General features: G+C 70.1%; 13 protein-coding genes and 1 tRNA gene. 2 read left to right on the forward strand and 12 right to left on the reverse strand.

Translation table 11 applies throughout. From position 1 onward, the window contains the following. Window positions 1-297: 297 nt before the first annotated feature. The 6 genes from rplL to IE95_RS0112440 form a co-directional block, all read right to left on the reverse strand. Window positions 298-681, reverse strand: a complete 384-nt coding sequence (gene rplL / locus IE95_RS0112415) for a 50S ribosomal protein L7/L12 (RefSeq protein WP_030151946.1) — start codon at window positions 679-681, stop codon at window positions 298-300. Window positions 682-789: 108 nt separating this feature from the next. After that, window positions 790-1,317, reverse strand: coding sequence for a 50S ribosomal protein L10 (gene rplJ, locus IE95_RS0112420; protein WP_030151947.1), 528 nt, complete (start codon window positions 1,315-1,317; stop codon window positions 790-792). Window positions 1,318-1,602: 285 nt separating this feature from the next. Next, window positions 1,603-3,768 carry a CHAT domain-containing protein gene (locus IE95_RS18980; RefSeq protein ID WP_036571960.1) on the reverse strand — a complete coding sequence of 722 codons (2,166 nt, stop codon included), beginning with the start codon at window positions 3,766-3,768 and terminating at the stop codon, window positions 1,603-1,605. Between the two features lie 411 nt (window positions 3,769-4,179). Next, window positions 4,180-5,991, reverse strand: a complete 1,812-nt coding sequence (locus tag IE95_RS0112430; RefSeq protein WP_030151948.1) for a S8/S53 family peptidase — start codon at window positions 5,989-5,991, stop codon at window positions 4,180-4,182. A 77-nt stretch (window positions 5,992-6,068) separates the two neighbouring features. Further along, window positions 6,069-6,566, reverse strand: coding sequence for a carboxypeptidase regulatory-like domain-containing protein (locus IE95_RS0112435; protein ID WP_030151949.1), 498 nt, complete (start codon window positions 6,564-6,566; stop codon window positions 6,069-6,071). Then, window positions 6,563-7,207 (reverse strand): RNA polymerase sigma factor, encoded by a 645-nt coding sequence (locus IE95_RS0112440; RefSeq protein WP_030151950.1) that lies wholly within the window; start codon window positions 7,205-7,207, stop codon window positions 6,563-6,565. The genes IE95_RS0112435 and IE95_RS0112440 overlap by 4 nt, the downstream gene beginning before the upstream one ends. 475 nt (window positions 7,208-7,682) lie before the next feature. Here IE95_RS0112440 and IE95_RS18985 point away from each other — a divergent pair, with 475 nt between their 5' ends. After that, window positions 7,683-9,068, forward strand: coding sequence for a glycosyl hydrolase family 18 protein (locus tag IE95_RS18985; protein ID WP_206053342.1), 1,386 nt, complete (start codon window positions 7,683-7,685; stop codon window positions 9,066-9,068). A 139-nt stretch (window positions 9,069-9,207) separates the two neighbouring features. On the opposite strand, the gene IE95_RS0112455 is transcribed toward IE95_RS18985, so the two are convergent. The 6 genes from IE95_RS0112455 to IE95_RS0112480 form a co-directional block, all read right to left on the reverse strand. Next, window positions 9,208-11,250, reverse strand: a complete 2,043-nt coding sequence (locus IE95_RS0112455) for an alkaline phosphatase family protein (RefSeq protein WP_051703061.1) — start codon at window positions 11,248-11,250, stop codon at window positions 9,208-9,210. A 326-nt stretch (window positions 11,251-11,576) separates the two neighbouring features. After that, window positions 11,577-12,293 (reverse strand): 50S ribosomal protein L1, encoded by a 717-nt coding sequence (rplA, locus tag IE95_RS0112460; RefSeq protein ID WP_030151953.1) that lies wholly within the window; start codon window positions 12,291-12,293, stop codon window positions 11,577-11,579. Window positions 12,294-12,447: 154 nt separating this feature from the next. Beyond that, entirely contained in the window at window positions 12,448-12,879 is a 432-nt protein-coding gene (rplK, locus tag IE95_RS0112465) for a 50S ribosomal protein L11 (protein WP_030151954.1), read from the reverse strand. Between the two features lie 73 nt (window positions 12,880-12,952). Then, window positions 12,953-13,768, reverse strand: a complete 816-nt coding sequence (gene nusG, locus IE95_RS0112470; protein WP_030151955.1) for a transcription termination/antitermination protein NusG — start codon at window positions 13,766-13,768, stop codon at window positions 12,953-12,955. Window positions 13,769-13,894: 126 nt separating this feature from the next. Further along, a complete protein-coding gene (gene secE, locus IE95_RS0112475; protein ID WP_030151956.1) occupies window positions 13,895-14,170 on the reverse strand; it encodes a preprotein translocase subunit SecE in 276 nt (91 codons plus the stop codon). Window positions 14,171-14,274: 104 nt separating this feature from the next. Next, window positions 14,275-14,347, reverse strand: a tRNA-Trp gene (locus IE95_RS0112480). Between the two features lie 386 nt (window positions 14,348-14,733). On the opposite strand from IE95_RS0112480, the gene IE95_RS0112485 reads away from it, so the two are divergent. Next, window positions 14,734-16,338: an AbgT family transporter gene (locus tag IE95_RS0112485; RefSeq protein WP_240666401.1), complete on the forward strand. Its 1,605-nt coding sequence runs from the start codon at window positions 14,734-14,736 to the stop codon at window positions 16,336-16,338. The last annotated feature ends 22 nt before the right edge of the window (window positions 16,339-16,360 follow it).

Raw genomic sequence — 16,360 nt, forward strand, 5'->3', positions numbered from 1 at the left:
TCCAGCGACGCGAAACCGCGGCCTGTCAAGACCGTCGTCACGCCCACTGCACTCCCCCACCGGGCCGGTGAGGACATCTTCTCGGTGGCCGCCATATGCCGCCCAAGAACACGAAGAAACTCCCTGCCCGACGGCGTCCGCCGCCTTCCCGTGGAAGGCGAGCTCCGGCGTCGGGCCGGGAGACGAAGAGGCGACGAGAGGCCCGCACCCCCGAGGGGGTACGGGCCTCGTCGCCTGTGCTACCTGTCAGGCCGCGCGAGGCGACCTGTCATGCGATACCGCCCCGAAGGGCAGCGATCACTTGACGGTGACGGTCGCGCCGGCGCCCTCGAGGGCAGCCTTGGCCTTGTCAGCAGCGTCCTTGGCGACGTTCTCCAGGACGGGCTTGGGGGCGCCGTCAACGAGGTCCTTGGCCTCCTTCAGGCCGAGGCTCGTGAGGGCACGCACCTCCTTGATGACCTGGATCTTCTTGTCGCCGGCAGCCTCGAGGATGACGTCGAACTCCGTCTTCTCCTCGACCTCCTCGGCGGCAGCGGCCGCGGGGCCTGCAACGGCGACGGCGGCCGGAGCGGCCGCGGTGACCTCGAAAGCGTCCTCGAACGCCTTCACGAACTCGGAGAGCTCGATGAGGGAGAGGCCCTTGAACTGCTCGATGAGCTCTTCGGTGCTGAGCTTCGCCATGATGGCGGTCCTTTCGGTTGGTGCTCGGCAGCAGCCCTGTCAACGATCCACAGAGCCCTGCTGGAAGCAGAGGGGGTGTGTGCGTGCTGCGTGATCCTCAGACGAGGATCAGGCGGCAGCGCTCTCCGATTCCTGCTTGAGGCGCAGGGCATCGATGGTGCGAACGGCCTGCGAGGCGGGCGCGTTGAACAGGTACGCCGCCTGGTAGAGCGGCTGCTTGAACGCGCCGGCCAGCTTGGCCAGCAGGACCTCGCGGGACTCGAGGTCCGCGAGCTTGGTGATGTCCGCAGCGGTCAGGGAGCGTCCGTCGAGGACACCGCCCTTGATGACCAGTGCGGGGTTCGCCTTGGCGAAGTCACGCAGGCCCTTGGCCGCCTCGACCGGGTCACCGGTCACGAAGGCGATGGCCGAGGGGCCCTTGAAGTCGGCGTCGATCTCGATGCCGGCTTCCTTGGCCGCGATGGCGGTCAGCGTGTTCTTCACCACGGCGTAGGTTGCGTTGCCGCTGAGCGACCGACGCAGCTGCTTGAGCTGCGCGACGGTGAGCCCGCGGTACTCGGTCAGCACGGCCGCGTTCGACTCGCGGAAGTTCTCCGTGAGCTCTGCGACTGCGGCTGCCTTGTCCGGCCTCGCCATGGCAATCCTTCCGGTGGTGGTGCCACCGGTCTCCGCAGGGCGGGGGCCCTGGGGGGTGAGGTCCTGCGGAGACGAGAAGAGCCCCGCGCAGGCGCGGGGCTCGAAGTGCAGGCTCTCGCCCGCTCCGTGAACTCTCACCTGCGCTGGCCTCCGCACTTCTGCGGGACTTCGGTCCGGACTGCAGCTGACGAGTCAGCGGGCAGGACGGTACGACCGGCGGTCTTGGGTACTGGAACAGGGTACGTGACGTGCGCCCGTGCTCCAAATCCGGGGACGCCCGTCCCGTCAGAGCGCGAGCGGCCCGAAGCAGACCAGGGGAACCGGCTCGTCCTCGCTCGCGACCGCGGCCGCGAGCGCGTCCCCCGGCGTGGCCCCCGCCCGCAACCGGCCGTGGAACTCGGGCATCACCCGCGCGGCGACGTCGTCCCGCAGCGGGGCGACGCTCGACACCACGGCCGCCGCCCCGAGCCGCAGGAGGACGCTCGTGAGTCCCAGCGGCTCACCACCGATCCGGACCGTCGACAGTCCTGCCTCGCAGGCAGAGAGGACGACCACCGCCCCTCGAAGGTCCACGCCGTCGAGCTCGTGCGCGAACAACGGACCGTCCGCGAGCCGCAACGAGGAGAACAAGGGGTTGTCGGTCTCGTGGCGCCCGTGTGTCGCGAGATGCACGACCGCGGCCGACGGGAGCCTCTCGACCGTGGCAGAGCACGTGGCCTCCTCGCCGGTCAGGACGGTCGCCTGCCCCCATGTCTGCGCCACGGCCTCGGCCTCGGAGACCGCGGCCCGCAGCCCCGGCCCCGCCACGACCACGACGTCGGGCTTGGTCCGCTCGACCGACGCCTCCTGCAGGTCGATCCACGAGTTGACCCAGGTCCGCCGCCCCGCACGCGAGGGCAACGACGACCACGGCACCGCGAGCAGCAGGTCGCGCGCGGCGACGTGCAGGTCGCCCTGCGCGTCGATCGGCGCGAGGACCTCGCGGTCCAGCCACGCCAGGCTCCGGTCGAGCGACGCCCGGGCGGCGGCCCGCATGGGAGCCGGGATCAGTCCGTTCGACAGGACGTCGAGATCCGCACGCGCGCGCCGGATGCGCTCGCCGACCTCCACCATCGGGGCCAGCCGGATCATGCTCAGCCCCGAGGCGTCAGCCCGCAGGACGCGGAGCGTCTCGTCCGCCACGACGAAGTCCGCGACGACCGTCGACGGGCTCGCCGTCGACAGCGCCCTGCGCAGGCGACGTGCCGTGACCGCGGTCGGCGTCGCCGCTCCCCCACCGTCCTGCCAGGCGCGACGCCGGGCGGCCTCCTGCAGGCGCCGCGCCTCGCTCATGTGCGCACGACGGCGCTCGAGCAGCTCGCCCGAGAGGTTCGCCCCCAGGAGCCGGGCCGACTCGATCTCCTGGCGCGCCGCGGAGAGCAGCTCGGCAGACCGCGAGTCCGAGGGCGGCCGGACCCGTCCGCTCCCCGCGACGGTCGCCCGTCCACGCTCGACGGCGTCGAGCAACGCTGCCGCGCGGCCGGTGCGCAGGGCGGCCGCGACATCGACGTGCCCCAGCCGCACGCCGTGCACCGCGGAGGCCGTCACGGCATCGACCGATCCCAGCCCCTCACGGTGCTCGGCCAGCATGCGCTGCCCCTTGCGCACGGCACGGAGCGCAGCACCACGCTCCCCGGTGGCGAACGCCAGCTGCGCCGACACGGCCTGGTGCTGCAGACGGAGCGGCAGTGCGGCACGCCCCAGATGACGAGGAACCCTCGCCATCACCTCCCGCGCCCCGGCCAGGTCCGTCGCCGTGAGGAGCCACTCGGCGGCAAGAAGCTGCGCAGGCACGGTCACCCCACGCCCTGCGGCCTCACCGAGCCCGACGCCGACGTCGGAGAGCTCGAGCGCCCGCGCCGCCCGTCGACGAGCCACACGGGCCGAGATACCCACCGACCGGTCCTCGGCGAGCCGCGCCTGGAGCTCGGCGACCCGAGCACGAGCCGCCCAGGGACCGTTGCCGATCCGATCGAACCGGGCCGCAGCAGCTCGGGCCTGCCGCTGAGCCTCGGTGTAGCGGCGCAGGCCGACGAGGCACTGGGCGCGCAGGAGCTCGACCTCGGCGACGTCCCTGACCATCCTGTTGCGCGCAAGGTGCTCGCGCGCCTCGGCGAGCGCTGCGTCCGCGTCGGAGAGCAGACCCGCCTCGATCAGGACCTGCGCCTTGTCGATGAGCCCGACCGACGCGTGCCTCTCGGGCGCGCCGTGCTCGGCCTCCTCCATGGCCCGCAGAGCGGTCGGCAGGTCGCCGCGCAGGAACTCCACGTAGCCCAGGTTGTGCTTCGCCTTGGACAGCAGGAGCTGGTCACCCATCTCGTCCGCGTACCTGACGGCCCCGGCAAGGTCGGCGGACGCGCGGTCGAGATTGCCGAGCTCCAGGTGGAGAGACCCTCTGTTGAGGAGCAGCACTGCGGCGTCCAGCGGATCGGCGTCCCGTTGCCCTGACGCGGCGGCATCCAGCTCGGCGAGCGACTCGCCCCCCCCGCCCCGTCCGGTAGAACAGGAGGCCACGCTGACCATGGACGATCAGGTCGAGCTCAGGCAGGTGGGACGTCTCGACCCACCGTGCCGCCGTGTCGAGCGTCTCCAAGGAGGCCGCCAGGGAGCCCGTCAGCTCGAACTGAGTCTGCGCGAACCCGACGAGCGCCCGGACCCTGACGTACGCGATCTCCCGTGGTTCCTCGGGCGAAGGCTCGCCGACCTGGTCCGTGATCTGCCGGAAGAGACGCGCGGCGCGCGCGTGCTGCCCCTGGGCGTTGACGGACTGGGCCGTCGCCCACGCGTCGAGCACGCTCACCGGCACACGACGCGCCACGCCGATCACCCCATGTCTACCGCCGGATCTCCGGGCACCAGCCCAGTCGCCAGGGTAACGGATCCCCACAGCCAGGCGCAGCGTCGCGGCGTCCCACGACCGGGCTCGAGCACGGCGGGTGACGTCGGATCCTGCGCTCGACGGGCCAGCAGGGTCGCCGCAAGCTCACCCGCGAGGACCGGCGCCGCGAACGACGTCCCGCTCCAGGACGCGAACCCTCCCTGGAACCCCTCGGGGTCGATCGTCGCTCGACGTCCGTCCGACCAGAGCTCCTTGACCCACCTCGAGGGAGCCACGGCGCCGTCCATCGTCGTCGGGGCGGTCGAGACCAGCGCCGCACCGGGGCGGACGCACGTCACCCACGGGCCGTCGTTGCTGAACAGCGCCGTCGTCTCGTCCGGGTTCTGCGCACCGACGGCCATGACCGGCGGCTCCGCGAGGAGCAGCTCCGAGGGGTCCAGGGGCACGGGAGGCTCCACCTTACGGTCGATGTGCGGCGCGAACGCAGCGGGGTACATCGGGCGGACCTGGCCGTCGTTGCCCGAGGACACCACGACGAGGACGCCGTAGCGCCGCAGCGCCCGGATGACCGTGCCGAACGGAGCGTCGAACGCCGCGTCCTCGGGACGCTCGTGGTAGTAGCCCAACGACAGGACCAGGACGTCGACCGGCGCGTAGCCCGCCCGTCCGCTGAGCCCGAGCACGTGCCAGAGCAGGAGTCGGCGGAGCGAGCGCAGGAGGTCCCGCTCAGGGACGACGCCCGACCCGCCGTAGAGGCGCGGAGCGAGGATGACCGCGTCCGGGCACTTCTGGTGCACGAGGCCGGCGATGAACGTGCCGTGCCCGGCGACCGGGTCGAGCGGGCCGGTGAGGGGCGAGATCGACACCCCGCCGATCTCCGGGTTCTCGTACTCGTACTCCGTCTCCGGGAGGATCGACAGCCGCTGGCCCAACAGCTCGGGGTCACGCACGACGACCGTGCCACGCACGTCGAGGTCGTCGTCGAACCAGGGGTGCTTGCCGACCCCGGTGTCCAGGACGGCGACGACCGGGCGCCGGACCCCGTCCACGTCCGTGAAGTCGTCGGCGCCGCGGCCCCGCGAGCGGGCAGGAACCGGACCGACCCAGTTGACCGGGGTCCGCCCGCCCCACCCCGGTACGGAGTACTCCGCCGTACCGGCGGGGTGACCTTGGGTGTAGGGATGTCCTTGCGTGTACGGGTGACCCTGCGTGTAGGGATGGCCCTGGGTGTAGGGATGTCCTTGCGTGTACGGGTGACCCTGCGTGTAGGGGAACGGCTGGATCGCCGGCTGCCCCCCGATGTACGGCGCCGGAGCGATCATGTGGTCGAGGGCGACCCGAGGGCTGCCGTCGTCGTCGGCACCGAGACGACCACCGAGATCCTCGATCACCTCCCATGCGTCGGGCAGCGGGCCGTTGTTCCCCACAGCCCGGCGCAGCCGGACCGACAACCCGAAGACCTGTCGAAGGTCGTCCGTCGTCTCGGGGTCGAGGTCCGCCTCGACGAGCAGGGCGGCGTCCTGCTCGCTCGACTCCTCGATCTCGACGGTCAGGCCGTAGCGCGCAGCGGTCTCCCTGAGCCTGCGGAGCGGCCCCTCGGCCGTCCGGTCCTCGGGGGACGTGGGCAGGAGGATGCGGTCGCCGACGTACCACGTGGGGTGCGGTGACGCCTTGCCCGCTCCGCGTGGTGCGGTGATCGGGTCGAGCGTCCGGGTACGCCACTGCAGTCGGCCCGGACGGTCGCCGAACGCCGGTCGCCCCTGCGGGACGGCAGGCTGCTCAGGGGTCTGGCTCATCAGTGCTCCAATGCACGAAGGGGACTACCGTCGGGCCGATCGGCCCGGCGTTCCGAGAAGACGGAAGGACGGGACGGCTAGAGCTCGATGATCGGTGTCGTCACGGCGTCGCCGCCGGCGCCGAGGGCGCGCAGCAGCAGGCTCGCCGGACCGGGCCCGACGGCGTCGAACACGAACCGACCGTCCTCGTCGGCGACGGTCGAGACCATCCCGTCCGGGCGGTGCAGCTCGACCGTCAGCTCGCCGGCCGGCGCTGCCCACCCGTCGATGCGGATCCGACCGTCGTCACGAGCGGACAGCGTGATCATGACGGTGAGGGACTCGGCCGTGAAGGTGATGGTGCGTGCCTCGATCGGCGGCGCCTCGCCCCGGACCGACATCTCCGGCACGCGGACGTACTCGAGCTCCATGACCTCGGCCTCCAGACCGGCGAGCGTGATCGCGAACAGCGACCGCTCGACGAGACCGTCCGGCACCGGGTCGAGCATCGTGTGGATACGGGCGAGATCCGCCAGGATCTCGAGGTCGACGGTGTCCAGCGGTTCCTCGGGGCTGTACCCCAACGGTGCGCTCATGATGTTTCCCATGTCCTGTCCCCCTGCTCGCTCTCGATGATGTCGCGGAGCTTTGCCAAGCACCGCCCACGGTTGGACCCGATGCTGCCCACCGGCATGCCGATGGCGCTCGAGATGTACTTGTAGTCGGGTCGGTCCGCCAACGAGATCAACCGGAGGAGCTGCTGACAGCGGTCCGGCAGCTGGAGGACAGCGCGCCACAGGTAGCGGTCGCGCTCCACCTCGAGGACCTGGGTCTCGGGGGTGGGGTCGGAGGAGGGCAGGGTGCCAGTGGGCCCGTCGAGCATGTCGTCCGGCAGCTCGGTCCGGCGCCTCTGGTCGTCACGCTGCTTGCGGACGGCCTCCCAGGCGCCGCGCTTGGCCGTCACGAGGAGCCACTTGAGGACCGCGTGAGGCTCCTGGATCGTGTGCGCGTTGCGCACGAGGGCCATCCAGGTGTTCTGGACGATGTCGTCGGCCTGCTCGCGGACGACGCCCTGGGCCCTGACCGTGTGCCACAGCAACGGCGTGGCCTCTCGCACGAAGTCGGCCAGTGCCTGGTGCTTGCCCTCCCGGTAGTCGAGCAGGGCGGCCGCGGCACGGTCCCCGAGGCTCACCTCCGGCTCGTCGACTTCCGGGACGTCCTCGGTGATCCGTGTCATGGCTGGGTGCGCCGTCTGCTCTCGATCGTGCTCGGGTACTTCGGGGGAACCCGAGTCTAGGGGCGTCTGCCCAGGTGGGACAAGCATTTCCGCCACCGCAGGACCTCCCTCCGGCCCGTGCTCACGCACGCTCGACACAGCGGGCCGGTGGTGCACCGGACCCCTTCCTGCCGGGAGAGAGGGACGGGCACCGCGTTTGATACACGCGCCCGCAGGCTCTTCCCGCGCCTCCGGCGAGCGCCTCGGCGACCCGCTCCACGCGACCCGCGCGACGTCGTCGGGCGGGGGGAGGTCGCGGCTACGGGTACGCGACCCGTACGGGGATCCCCGTACCGCTCGCAGCAGAGAGTGGTGAATCCCCTCATCACAGGCGTGACGCGGCTCACGTAGCGTCGGCATGGCCGACCCAGATCGGACACTCGGACGGTCCCGGTGAGACGACGACGTCCCGGACCCCTTGCTAGAGGAGCACCACGTGAGAACCCATCGACACCCCGCCGACGGCGCCCGCCGTCCGGCTCGCCTGCTCGCGGCGCTGACCGCCGCCACGGTCGCCCTCGGCGGGCTCGCGCTCGCCGGTACGAGCGCCCAGGCCGCCCCGCAGCCCGCGGCCCAGCCCGCGACCGTCGCGGCTGCCACCGCCCCGGGCCACCAGTGGCTCACTGGCTACTGGCACAACTTCGACAACGGCTCGGTCGTCATGCCGCTGAGCGACATCCCGCCCGCCTACAACCTGGTCGCCGTCGCGTTCGCCGACAACCTGGCCGGCACCCCCGGCGGGATCACGTTCAACCTCTCGACGGCCGAGCTCGACGGGTACACCGTGCCCCAGTTCAAGGCCGACATCGCCGCGATCCGGGCACAGGGCCGCAAGGTCATCCTGTCCGTCGGCGGCGAGAAGGGGAACGTCATCGTCTCCAACGCGACCGAGGCGAAGAACTTCGCCGACACCTCGTACGCCCTCATGCAGGAGTACGGCTTCGACGGCGTCGACATCGACCTCGAGCACGGCATCAACGCCACGTACATGGCCAGTGCGCTGCGACAGCTGTCGGCCAAGGCCGGTCCGAGCCTCATCATCGCGATGGCCCCGCAGACCATCGACTACCAGGCGACCTCGATGGGCTACTACCAGCTCACGCTCGCGATCAAGGACATCCTCACGATCGTCAACACCCAGTACTACAACTCGGGCGCGATGATGGGCTGCAATCAGCAGGTCTACAGCCAGGGCAGCGTCGACTTCCTCACCTCGCTCTCCTGCATCCAGCTCGAGATGGGCCTGCGGCCCGACCAGGTCGGCATCGGCGTCCCCGCGGTCCAGGCCGCGGCGGGTGGCGGCTACCAGCCCATCGCGAACGTGATCAAGGCCGTCGACTGCCTCGAGACGGGCTCGAACTGCGGCGCCTTCAAGCCTGCGACGCCGTACGGCAAGATCGGCGGCGTCATGACCTGGTCGATCAACTGGGACAAGAAGAACAACTACGCGCTCGCGACGGCCGTCGGCGCACGGCTCGGTACGGGCTCCGGAGGCGGGACCACGGGCGGCACGACCGGCGGGACCACCGGCGGCACGACCGGTGGGACCACCGGCGGGACCACCGGTGGGACCACCGGCGGGACCACCGGCGGGACCACCGGCGGCACGACCGGTGGGACCACCGGCGGGACCACCGGCGGCACGACCGGTGGGACCACCGGCGGGACCTGCTCGGCCGCTCCGTGGAGCGCGACGACCGTCTACACGGGCGGCAACACCGTCTCCCACAACGGGCGCACCTGGCAGGCCAAGTGGTGGACGCGCGGCGACGCTCCGGCCCCCAGCGACTGGGGCGTGTGGAAGGACCTCGGCGCCTGCTGAAGCCCTCCCCGGAGGCCCGTCGAAACCTCGCACGACCCGAGCCGCCTGGCGCGTCGTTCCCCTCGGGAGCGACGAACCAGGCGGCTCGGTGCCGTTCGCAGAACCGTGGCCCGTGGGCCGGGGCTCCGCGAGCAGAGGGTCAGTCCACGGGGAAGAGCGACATCGTCAGCGTCGCCCCGTAGGAACCTGGCGCGGTGTCGGCCGGAAGCTCGAGAGCGAGGTCGGCCGTGACGTCGGACGTGCCCTTGCGGCCGATCGCGTCAGCACCGGCGAGGGTCTGCGGGACCGCGAGCCCCGCTCCCCCGCCCAGCACCGAGGAGACGCTCGGCCCGACCCGCACGCCCGGCTTGTCCACCACGAGACGCGGCGTCCAGCCCAGCCGCTCGGCACCGAACGTCGTCGCGCCTGCGGAGAACGCGGTCGACTGCCCGGACACCGCCCACCCGGCGGCCTCGAGGCGCGTGTCGGAGACGCTCACGACCGGCAGGGCCGCGGTGTAGGTCAGGTGGTCCCCGTCCAGGCCGCCCGCGAGCGTGACAGGCGCACCGTCGCTCGCGACCGTCATCGAGAGCCGTCCCTCGACGACGGGCTCCTCGACGACGGCCTGGAGCGCGACGCCCTGCGCACCGGCCGGGTCCGTGCCGCCCGAGGTCGCGAAGCGCACCTGGTCGAGAGCCCAGAACCAGTCGTTCGTCCCGCTGTAGCGGAAGCGGTACTGCGCGGCCCGCGCCCCGGCGGGGACGTCCGTCACGATCGTGCGTCGGCCGTTCTCGCTGGCCGGGAACGCAGCCACCTGAACCGGTGCGGCGCCGTCGAAGCTCACGAGGACCTCGGCGACCTGCACACGGTCGTGACGGTAGGAGTGCTCGAAGCTCAGCACGGCCTGCTCCCTGCCCGCGACCGCGTAGGTCGGCGTGACGAGCGTCGAGTCGAACTTCCCCGCGCCGTGGCTCTTGTCGTCCCACTCGTCGGAGTCCGCGACCGCGATCACGTCACGCCCGCGGGTGAAGTTCTCGCGCGCCTGCCCCGGCTCCGCCGCGGACCAGAACGACTGGGTCGTGAACGACCAGCCACGCCACTCGGTCACGCCACCCGACGGCATGGCCGAGTTGTCCACGCTCCAGCCGGACGGCGGGGTCGTCGTGAAGCCGAGCGTCCCGGCCGGGACCGTCGTCTCGTCGACGCGCGGCGCGAGGGCCGGGCGCAGGCTGTCGAAGTCGTCCGCAACGTCGTCACCGATGGCCGTGCCGTCGAGGCCCCACGCGGGATCCACGGCGACACCCGCCTGGCGCATGACGGTCGGCGCGATGTCGGTGATCGCGAGGTTCTCCCGCCGCCCCTGCGCCTCGATGCCGTCCCCCGCCGCGATGACGAACGTCGCGCGCTCGGTCTGGGCCCGGCCACCGTGACCACCCGTGGGCAGGTGCCCGTGGTCGGCCGTGACGATGACGTTCCAGCTCTCGACAGCGCGGGTCGGGCGCGACTCGATCGCGGCGAGGATCCGTCCGATGCGGGCGTCCTGCACCTCGAGCTCGGCCGTGTACTGCGCAGCGTCGGCGCCGTGGCTGTGGCCCGCGCCGTCGATGTCGTCCAGGTGAAGGAAGCTGACGTCCGGGTCCTGCGTCCCGAGGTACGTGATCGCCGCCTGCTCGGTCTTGACGTCCGACCCCGTCGCGAGGCGCAGGTCGATCCCGGCCGAGACGATGTCCCCGTTGCTCGCCGACGACGTGATGGGCGCCCATGTCGAGGCCGCGAAGGTCGCGATGCTCGGGTCGACCTGCTCGAGACGGTCGAGGAAGCTCGGGTACTGCGCGTAGTTCTTGCCCGCGAACGAGTTGTCCCGGACGTTGTGCTTGTCCGTCCACACGCCCGTCAGGATCGTCGACCAGCCCGCGCCCGACACCGTCTGGGCTCCACGCTGGCTCACCTCCTGCGCGTCGCTCGTGGCATACAGGAGGCTGTGCCCGTACGTCCCGCGCTGCATGAGCGCGTGCAGGTTCGGGGTCGACGCGGCCTCGATCTTGTCGAGCCTGGCCCCGTCCAGGCCGATCACGAGCGTCTTGTCCGTACGAGTTCCCTGCAGGACGAGGGCTTCCCCCTCGGCCGCGAACGCGGCCGCCGGCACGAGGAACGTCCCCGCCGCCAGGCTCCCGGCGAGTGCCAGGTGTGCGATCTTGCGCATGTCCAACCCTTCAGTCGTCATGGTGCACGTCATGGATGTGTTGTCCGGACGGCGTCGCGAGACTCACTTGTCCAGACAGGCATCACTGTGGCCGCACCAAGCAGACCGGGCATGAACCGGGACGATCGGGACAGTGAACGTCTCCACGCGGCACCGAGCGGATCACGTCACCGGCAGGACGAACCAGACATCTCAACCCATGCATCTGCCAGCACCAACCACAGCCAGCCACAGCCGGCCACGCGCACCACCCCAGGACGACCAAAGCCCGACGGCGCCCCTCCCCGCGAAGGGGAGAGACGCCGTCGGGCTGGAGGGCGAGGCGATCAGGCCGCGTCGTCCTCGAGAAGCTTCGAGACCTTGGACTGGTCCAGCGGGATGCCGGGGCCCATCGTGGTCGAGAGCGTCGCCTTGGTGATGTAGCGGCCCTTCGAGGAGGACGGCTTCAGACGCAGGACCTCTTCGATCGCTGCGGCGTAGTTCTCCACGAGCGCCTTCTCGTCGAACGAGACCTTGCCGATGATGAAGTGGAGGTTCGCGTGCTTGTCGACACGGAACTCGATCTTTCCGCCCTTGATGTCCTCGACTGCCTTCGCGACGTCCATCGTGACGGTGCCGGTCTTCGGGTTCGGCATCAGACCACGGGGGCCGAGGACCTTACCGAGACGACCGACCTTGCCCATGAGGTCCGGCGTCGCGACAGCGGAGTCGAAGTCCGTGAAGCCCGCGGCCACCTTCTCGATGAGCTCGTCGCCACCGACGATGTCGGCGCCGGCCGCACGGGCCTGCTCCGCCTTCTCGCCGTTCGCGAAGACCAGGACGCGAGCGGTCTTGCCCGTGCCGTGGGGGAGGTTGACCGTGCCACGGACCATCTGGTCCGCCTTGCGGGGGTCGACACCGAGACGGAAAGCGACCTCGACGGTCGCGTCGTACTTGGTGGGCGAGGTCTCCTTCGCCAGGCGAACAGCCTGGAGCGGGGTGTAGAGCTCGTCGCGGTCGATCTTCTCCGCTGCGGCGCGGTACGCCTTGCTGCGCGTTGCCATCTGCTTCTCCTTCTCGAGCAGTCGTGGTCTACGGGTCCGCGCGGACCCTGCCACTGTCCCGGCGGGCGAACCTGCCGGGACCTGATGATTCATGACTGGCCGGCCAGGAGGCCGACCGAAGGACCGGTCAGGACCGGTCCGGAGGGGGTGGTGCTCAGCCCTCGACGGTGATACCCATCGAACGGGCCGTGCCCGCGATGATGAGCGTCGCGGCGTCGAGGTCGTTCGCGTTGAGGTCCTCGAGCTTGGTCTGAGCGATCTCGCGCACCTGCGCAGAGGTCAGCTTCGCGACCTTGACCGTGTGCGGCGTGGGCGAACCCTTGTCGACACCCGCGGCCTTCTTGATCAGCTCGGCGGCCGGCGGCGTCTTCGTGATGAAGGTGAAGGAACGGTCCTCGTAGACCGTGATCTCCACGGGGATGACGTTGCCGCGCTGCGACTCGGTCGCCGCGTTGTAGGCCTTGCAGAACTCCATGATGTTGACGCCGTGCTGACCGAGCGCAGGGCCGATCGGGGGGGCGGGAGTTGCGGCACCGGCCTGGATCTGGAGCTTGATCAGCCCAGAGACCTTCTTCTTGGGAGGCATGAGTGTTCCGTGCTTTCTGTGTCTGGGCCGACGCCGTGGGCGATGACCCGGTTGCAGGTGCTGTCGAGCAGGGTCAGATCTTGGCGACCTGGTTGAACGACAGCTCGACCGGGGTCTCCCGGCCGAAGATGGAGACGAGGACCTTGAGCTTCTGGCCCTCGGCGTTGATCTCGGAGATCGTCGCGGGGAGCGTGTCGAACGGACCGTCCGTGACGGTGACCGACTCGCCGACCTGGAAGTCGACCTCGAACGGCGCCTTGGCCGTCGCGGCAGGCTTGCCGGCCTCGGCCTTGGGCTCGATCGTCGGGGCCAGCATGGAGAAGACCTCGTCGTGCGTCAGCGGCACGGGCTGGTGCGTGTGGCCCACGAAACCGGTGACACCGGGAGTGTGACGGACCGCGCCCCACGACTCGTCGGTCAGGTCCATGCGCACCAGGACGTAACCGGGGATACGGACCCGGCGGACGATCTTCTTCTGCGCGTTCTTGATCTCCGCGACCTCTTCCATGGGGACCTCGATCTGGAAGATGAAGTCCTCCATGTTCAGGCTCTGGATGCGGTTCTCCAGGTTGGCCTTCACACGGTTCTCGTAGCCCGCGTAGGAGTGGATGACGAACCAGTCACCAGGCTTGGTGCGCAGGTCCTTCTTGAACTCCTCGATCGGGTCGAGGTCGTCGAGCACGTCGCCGTCCTCGTCGACGCGGGGCTCGTCGTCGGCCTCGGCCGACTCCTCGTCCCCCACCTCGGCGTCCGGGGTGTCCTGCGCCTCGTCGTCCGCCTCGACCTCGTCGATGGCTGCCTCGGGCGCGTCGAGCTCGGCCGCGGCGCCTTCGGCGACGGGCTCGGTGGGATCGACGTTCTCCGCCTGGTCCAGCGACTCCTGGGACACGAACGAACCTGCTTTCTGCTGACTACGCGAACATGCAACTGACGGGACCGGTACCGGTCCATACGCTCCGGGCGCGAACAACTCCGGCGCCGCGAGATGCTCGCGACGCGGGGCGCCCTCCGGGGATCAGCCCCCGAAGACCCACAGGACGGCCTGGCCGATCCCGAAGTCGAGCACCGTCACGAACGCCATGACCACGGCCACGAAGACGAGGACGACGGTGGTGTAGGTGATCAGCTCGGAACGAGTGGGGGTGACGACCTTCTTGAGCTCGGCGATCACCTGGCGGACGAAGAGCGCGATGCGCGAGAAGATGTTGCCCTTCTTCGCGTCGCCCTTCTTCTTGTCACCGCCGGCGCGCACGCCTTCAGCACCCAGCGCCTCTGATGGCGATTCGCTCACTGTTCATCCCCACTACGTGACGTTGAAACCGAAACCGATGCTGACCTCTCGTGGTGTAACCCGTTACCGGACTACGCGCACGCCCCGGGAGGGGCGACGCCTTGCAGGGCAGACAGGGCTCGAACCTGCAACCTGCGGTTTTGGAGACCGCTGCGCTACCAATTGCGCCACTGCCCTTCGTGATCGGCATCACCCCGTGCACCTGCCGCGGAGGCAGAGAACATCGGGTGGACACCTGCCACCGAAGGAATACTGTACGCGAACCGAGCGCCGTGGTCGAACCGGCACTTGCCCCGCCCCCCCACCGAGCCCTCGTCGGCCCCGCCGGGACCCGCTCCCGACCGTCCTCAGCACCCACGGCAGACGTCCACGGCAGACGGTGGCCCGTACCCGTCCCCGCGGGTGCGGCATCCGATCACCCGCTCCCGGTGATTCACCTCACATCCACACGTTCTCCTCGCGATACTTGCTCCGAGTCCTCGCGCACTCCGCACGGGGCGATCGGGACATGAGAGGCCGACATGTCGGAAGCCGCGGTCGTACGTCGCACTCCCCTCGAGCGCATGCTCGACGGAATCGAACGGGTCGGGAACAAGGTCCCGCACCCCGCCATCATCTTCCTGGGCCTCATCGCCCTGATCATCGTGCTCTCGCACGCGTTCTACCTCGCCGGGACCTCGGTCACGTTCGACCAGGCCCAGGTCACCGAGCAGGTCGAGCCGAGCGGGGAGGAGCTCGTCGGGGACGCGCCCTACCAGAGCGAGGACCCTCAGGTCGAGCAGGTCACGGTCTCCGTGGAGTCGCTCCTGAGCGCCGACGGGATCCGGTTCATCTTCACGTCACCCGTCGAGAACTTCAACGGCTTCGGGGTGGTCGGGGTGATCGTGGTCGCCATGATCGGCGTGGGGCTCGCCGAGGAGGTCGGACTGATCGGCGCCTTCATCAAGCGCCTCGTCAAGGTCACCCCCGCACGGTTCATCACGCTCATCGTCGTGTTCCTGGGGGTCCTGTCCTCGATCGCGACCGACGCGGGCTACCTGGTCCTCATCCCGCTGGCCGCCGCGGTGTTCCACACGCTCGGTCGACATCCGCTCGCGGGCCTCGCCGCGGCGTTCGCGGGTGTGGGCGGAGGGTTCGGCGTGAACCTGCTCATCACCCCGATCGACGGCATGCTCGCCGAGATCACCAACGAGTCGATCGCGGACCCCGCGCAGCACGTCTCGATCACCGGGAACCTCTACTTCGCGATCGTCTCGACCATCGTGGTGACCCTGGTCGCGACGCTCGTGACCGAGAAGTTCGTCGAGCCACGGCTGGGCACCTACCGCGAGGACGAGGCCCCGGCCGCCGACGACCACGACGCGGGCGGGCCCGCGGCACCGGCTCCCTCGGGCGAGCTGACCGCCGCGGAGAAGCGTGGGCTCAGGTGGTCCGGGTTCGGTCTGATCGGCGTCACGGCGTTCGTGCTGCTGCTGACGCTCCCGTCCTGGGGGCCGCTGCGCAACCCCGAGACGGGCAGCCTCATCGAGGGCTCGCCCCTCATGGGCAGCATCATCTTCCTGATCCTGATCTACTTCTTCGTCATGGGCCTGTGCTACGGCAAGGGCGCGGGGACGATCACGAACAGCATGGACGTCATCAACCCCATGACGAAGACGATCGCGGGCCTGTCAGGGCTGATCTTCCTGCTGCTGATCATCAGCCAGTTCATCGCCTACTTCAACTACTCGAACCTGGGCACGGTCGCGGCCGTGAACATGGCCGACGCCCTCGAGCAGGCGAACCTCGGGACGGTCCCGCTCATCATCGGTCTCATCGCGATGACCGCCGTGATCGACATCTTCATCGGCGGCGTGGTGCCCAAGTGGGCGATCTTCGCCCCGATCTTCGTGCCCCTGTTCATCCAGCTCGGCATCTCGCCCGACCTCGCGGTCGCGGCCTACCGCGTGGGCGACTCGCCGATCAACGTCGCGACCCCGCTCATGCCGTACTTCGCGCTCATCGTGATCTTCGCCGAGCGCTACCGCAAGAAGGTCGGGGTGGGCTCGATCATCTCGCTCATGCTGCCGTACACGGTCGCGCTGCTGCTCGTGTGGACCGCGCTGCTCGTCGGCTGGTACCTGCTGGGGCTGCCGCTCGGCCCGGGCGCGGAGATCTACCTGCAGTGAGGTAGGGCCCGACGGCGGAGCG

It is taken from the genome of Oerskovia turbata, assembly GCF_000718325.1.
In the GTDB taxonomy this organism is placed as follows: Bacteria; Actinomycetota; Actinomycetes; order Actinomycetales; family Cellulomonadaceae; genus Oerskovia; species Oerskovia turbata.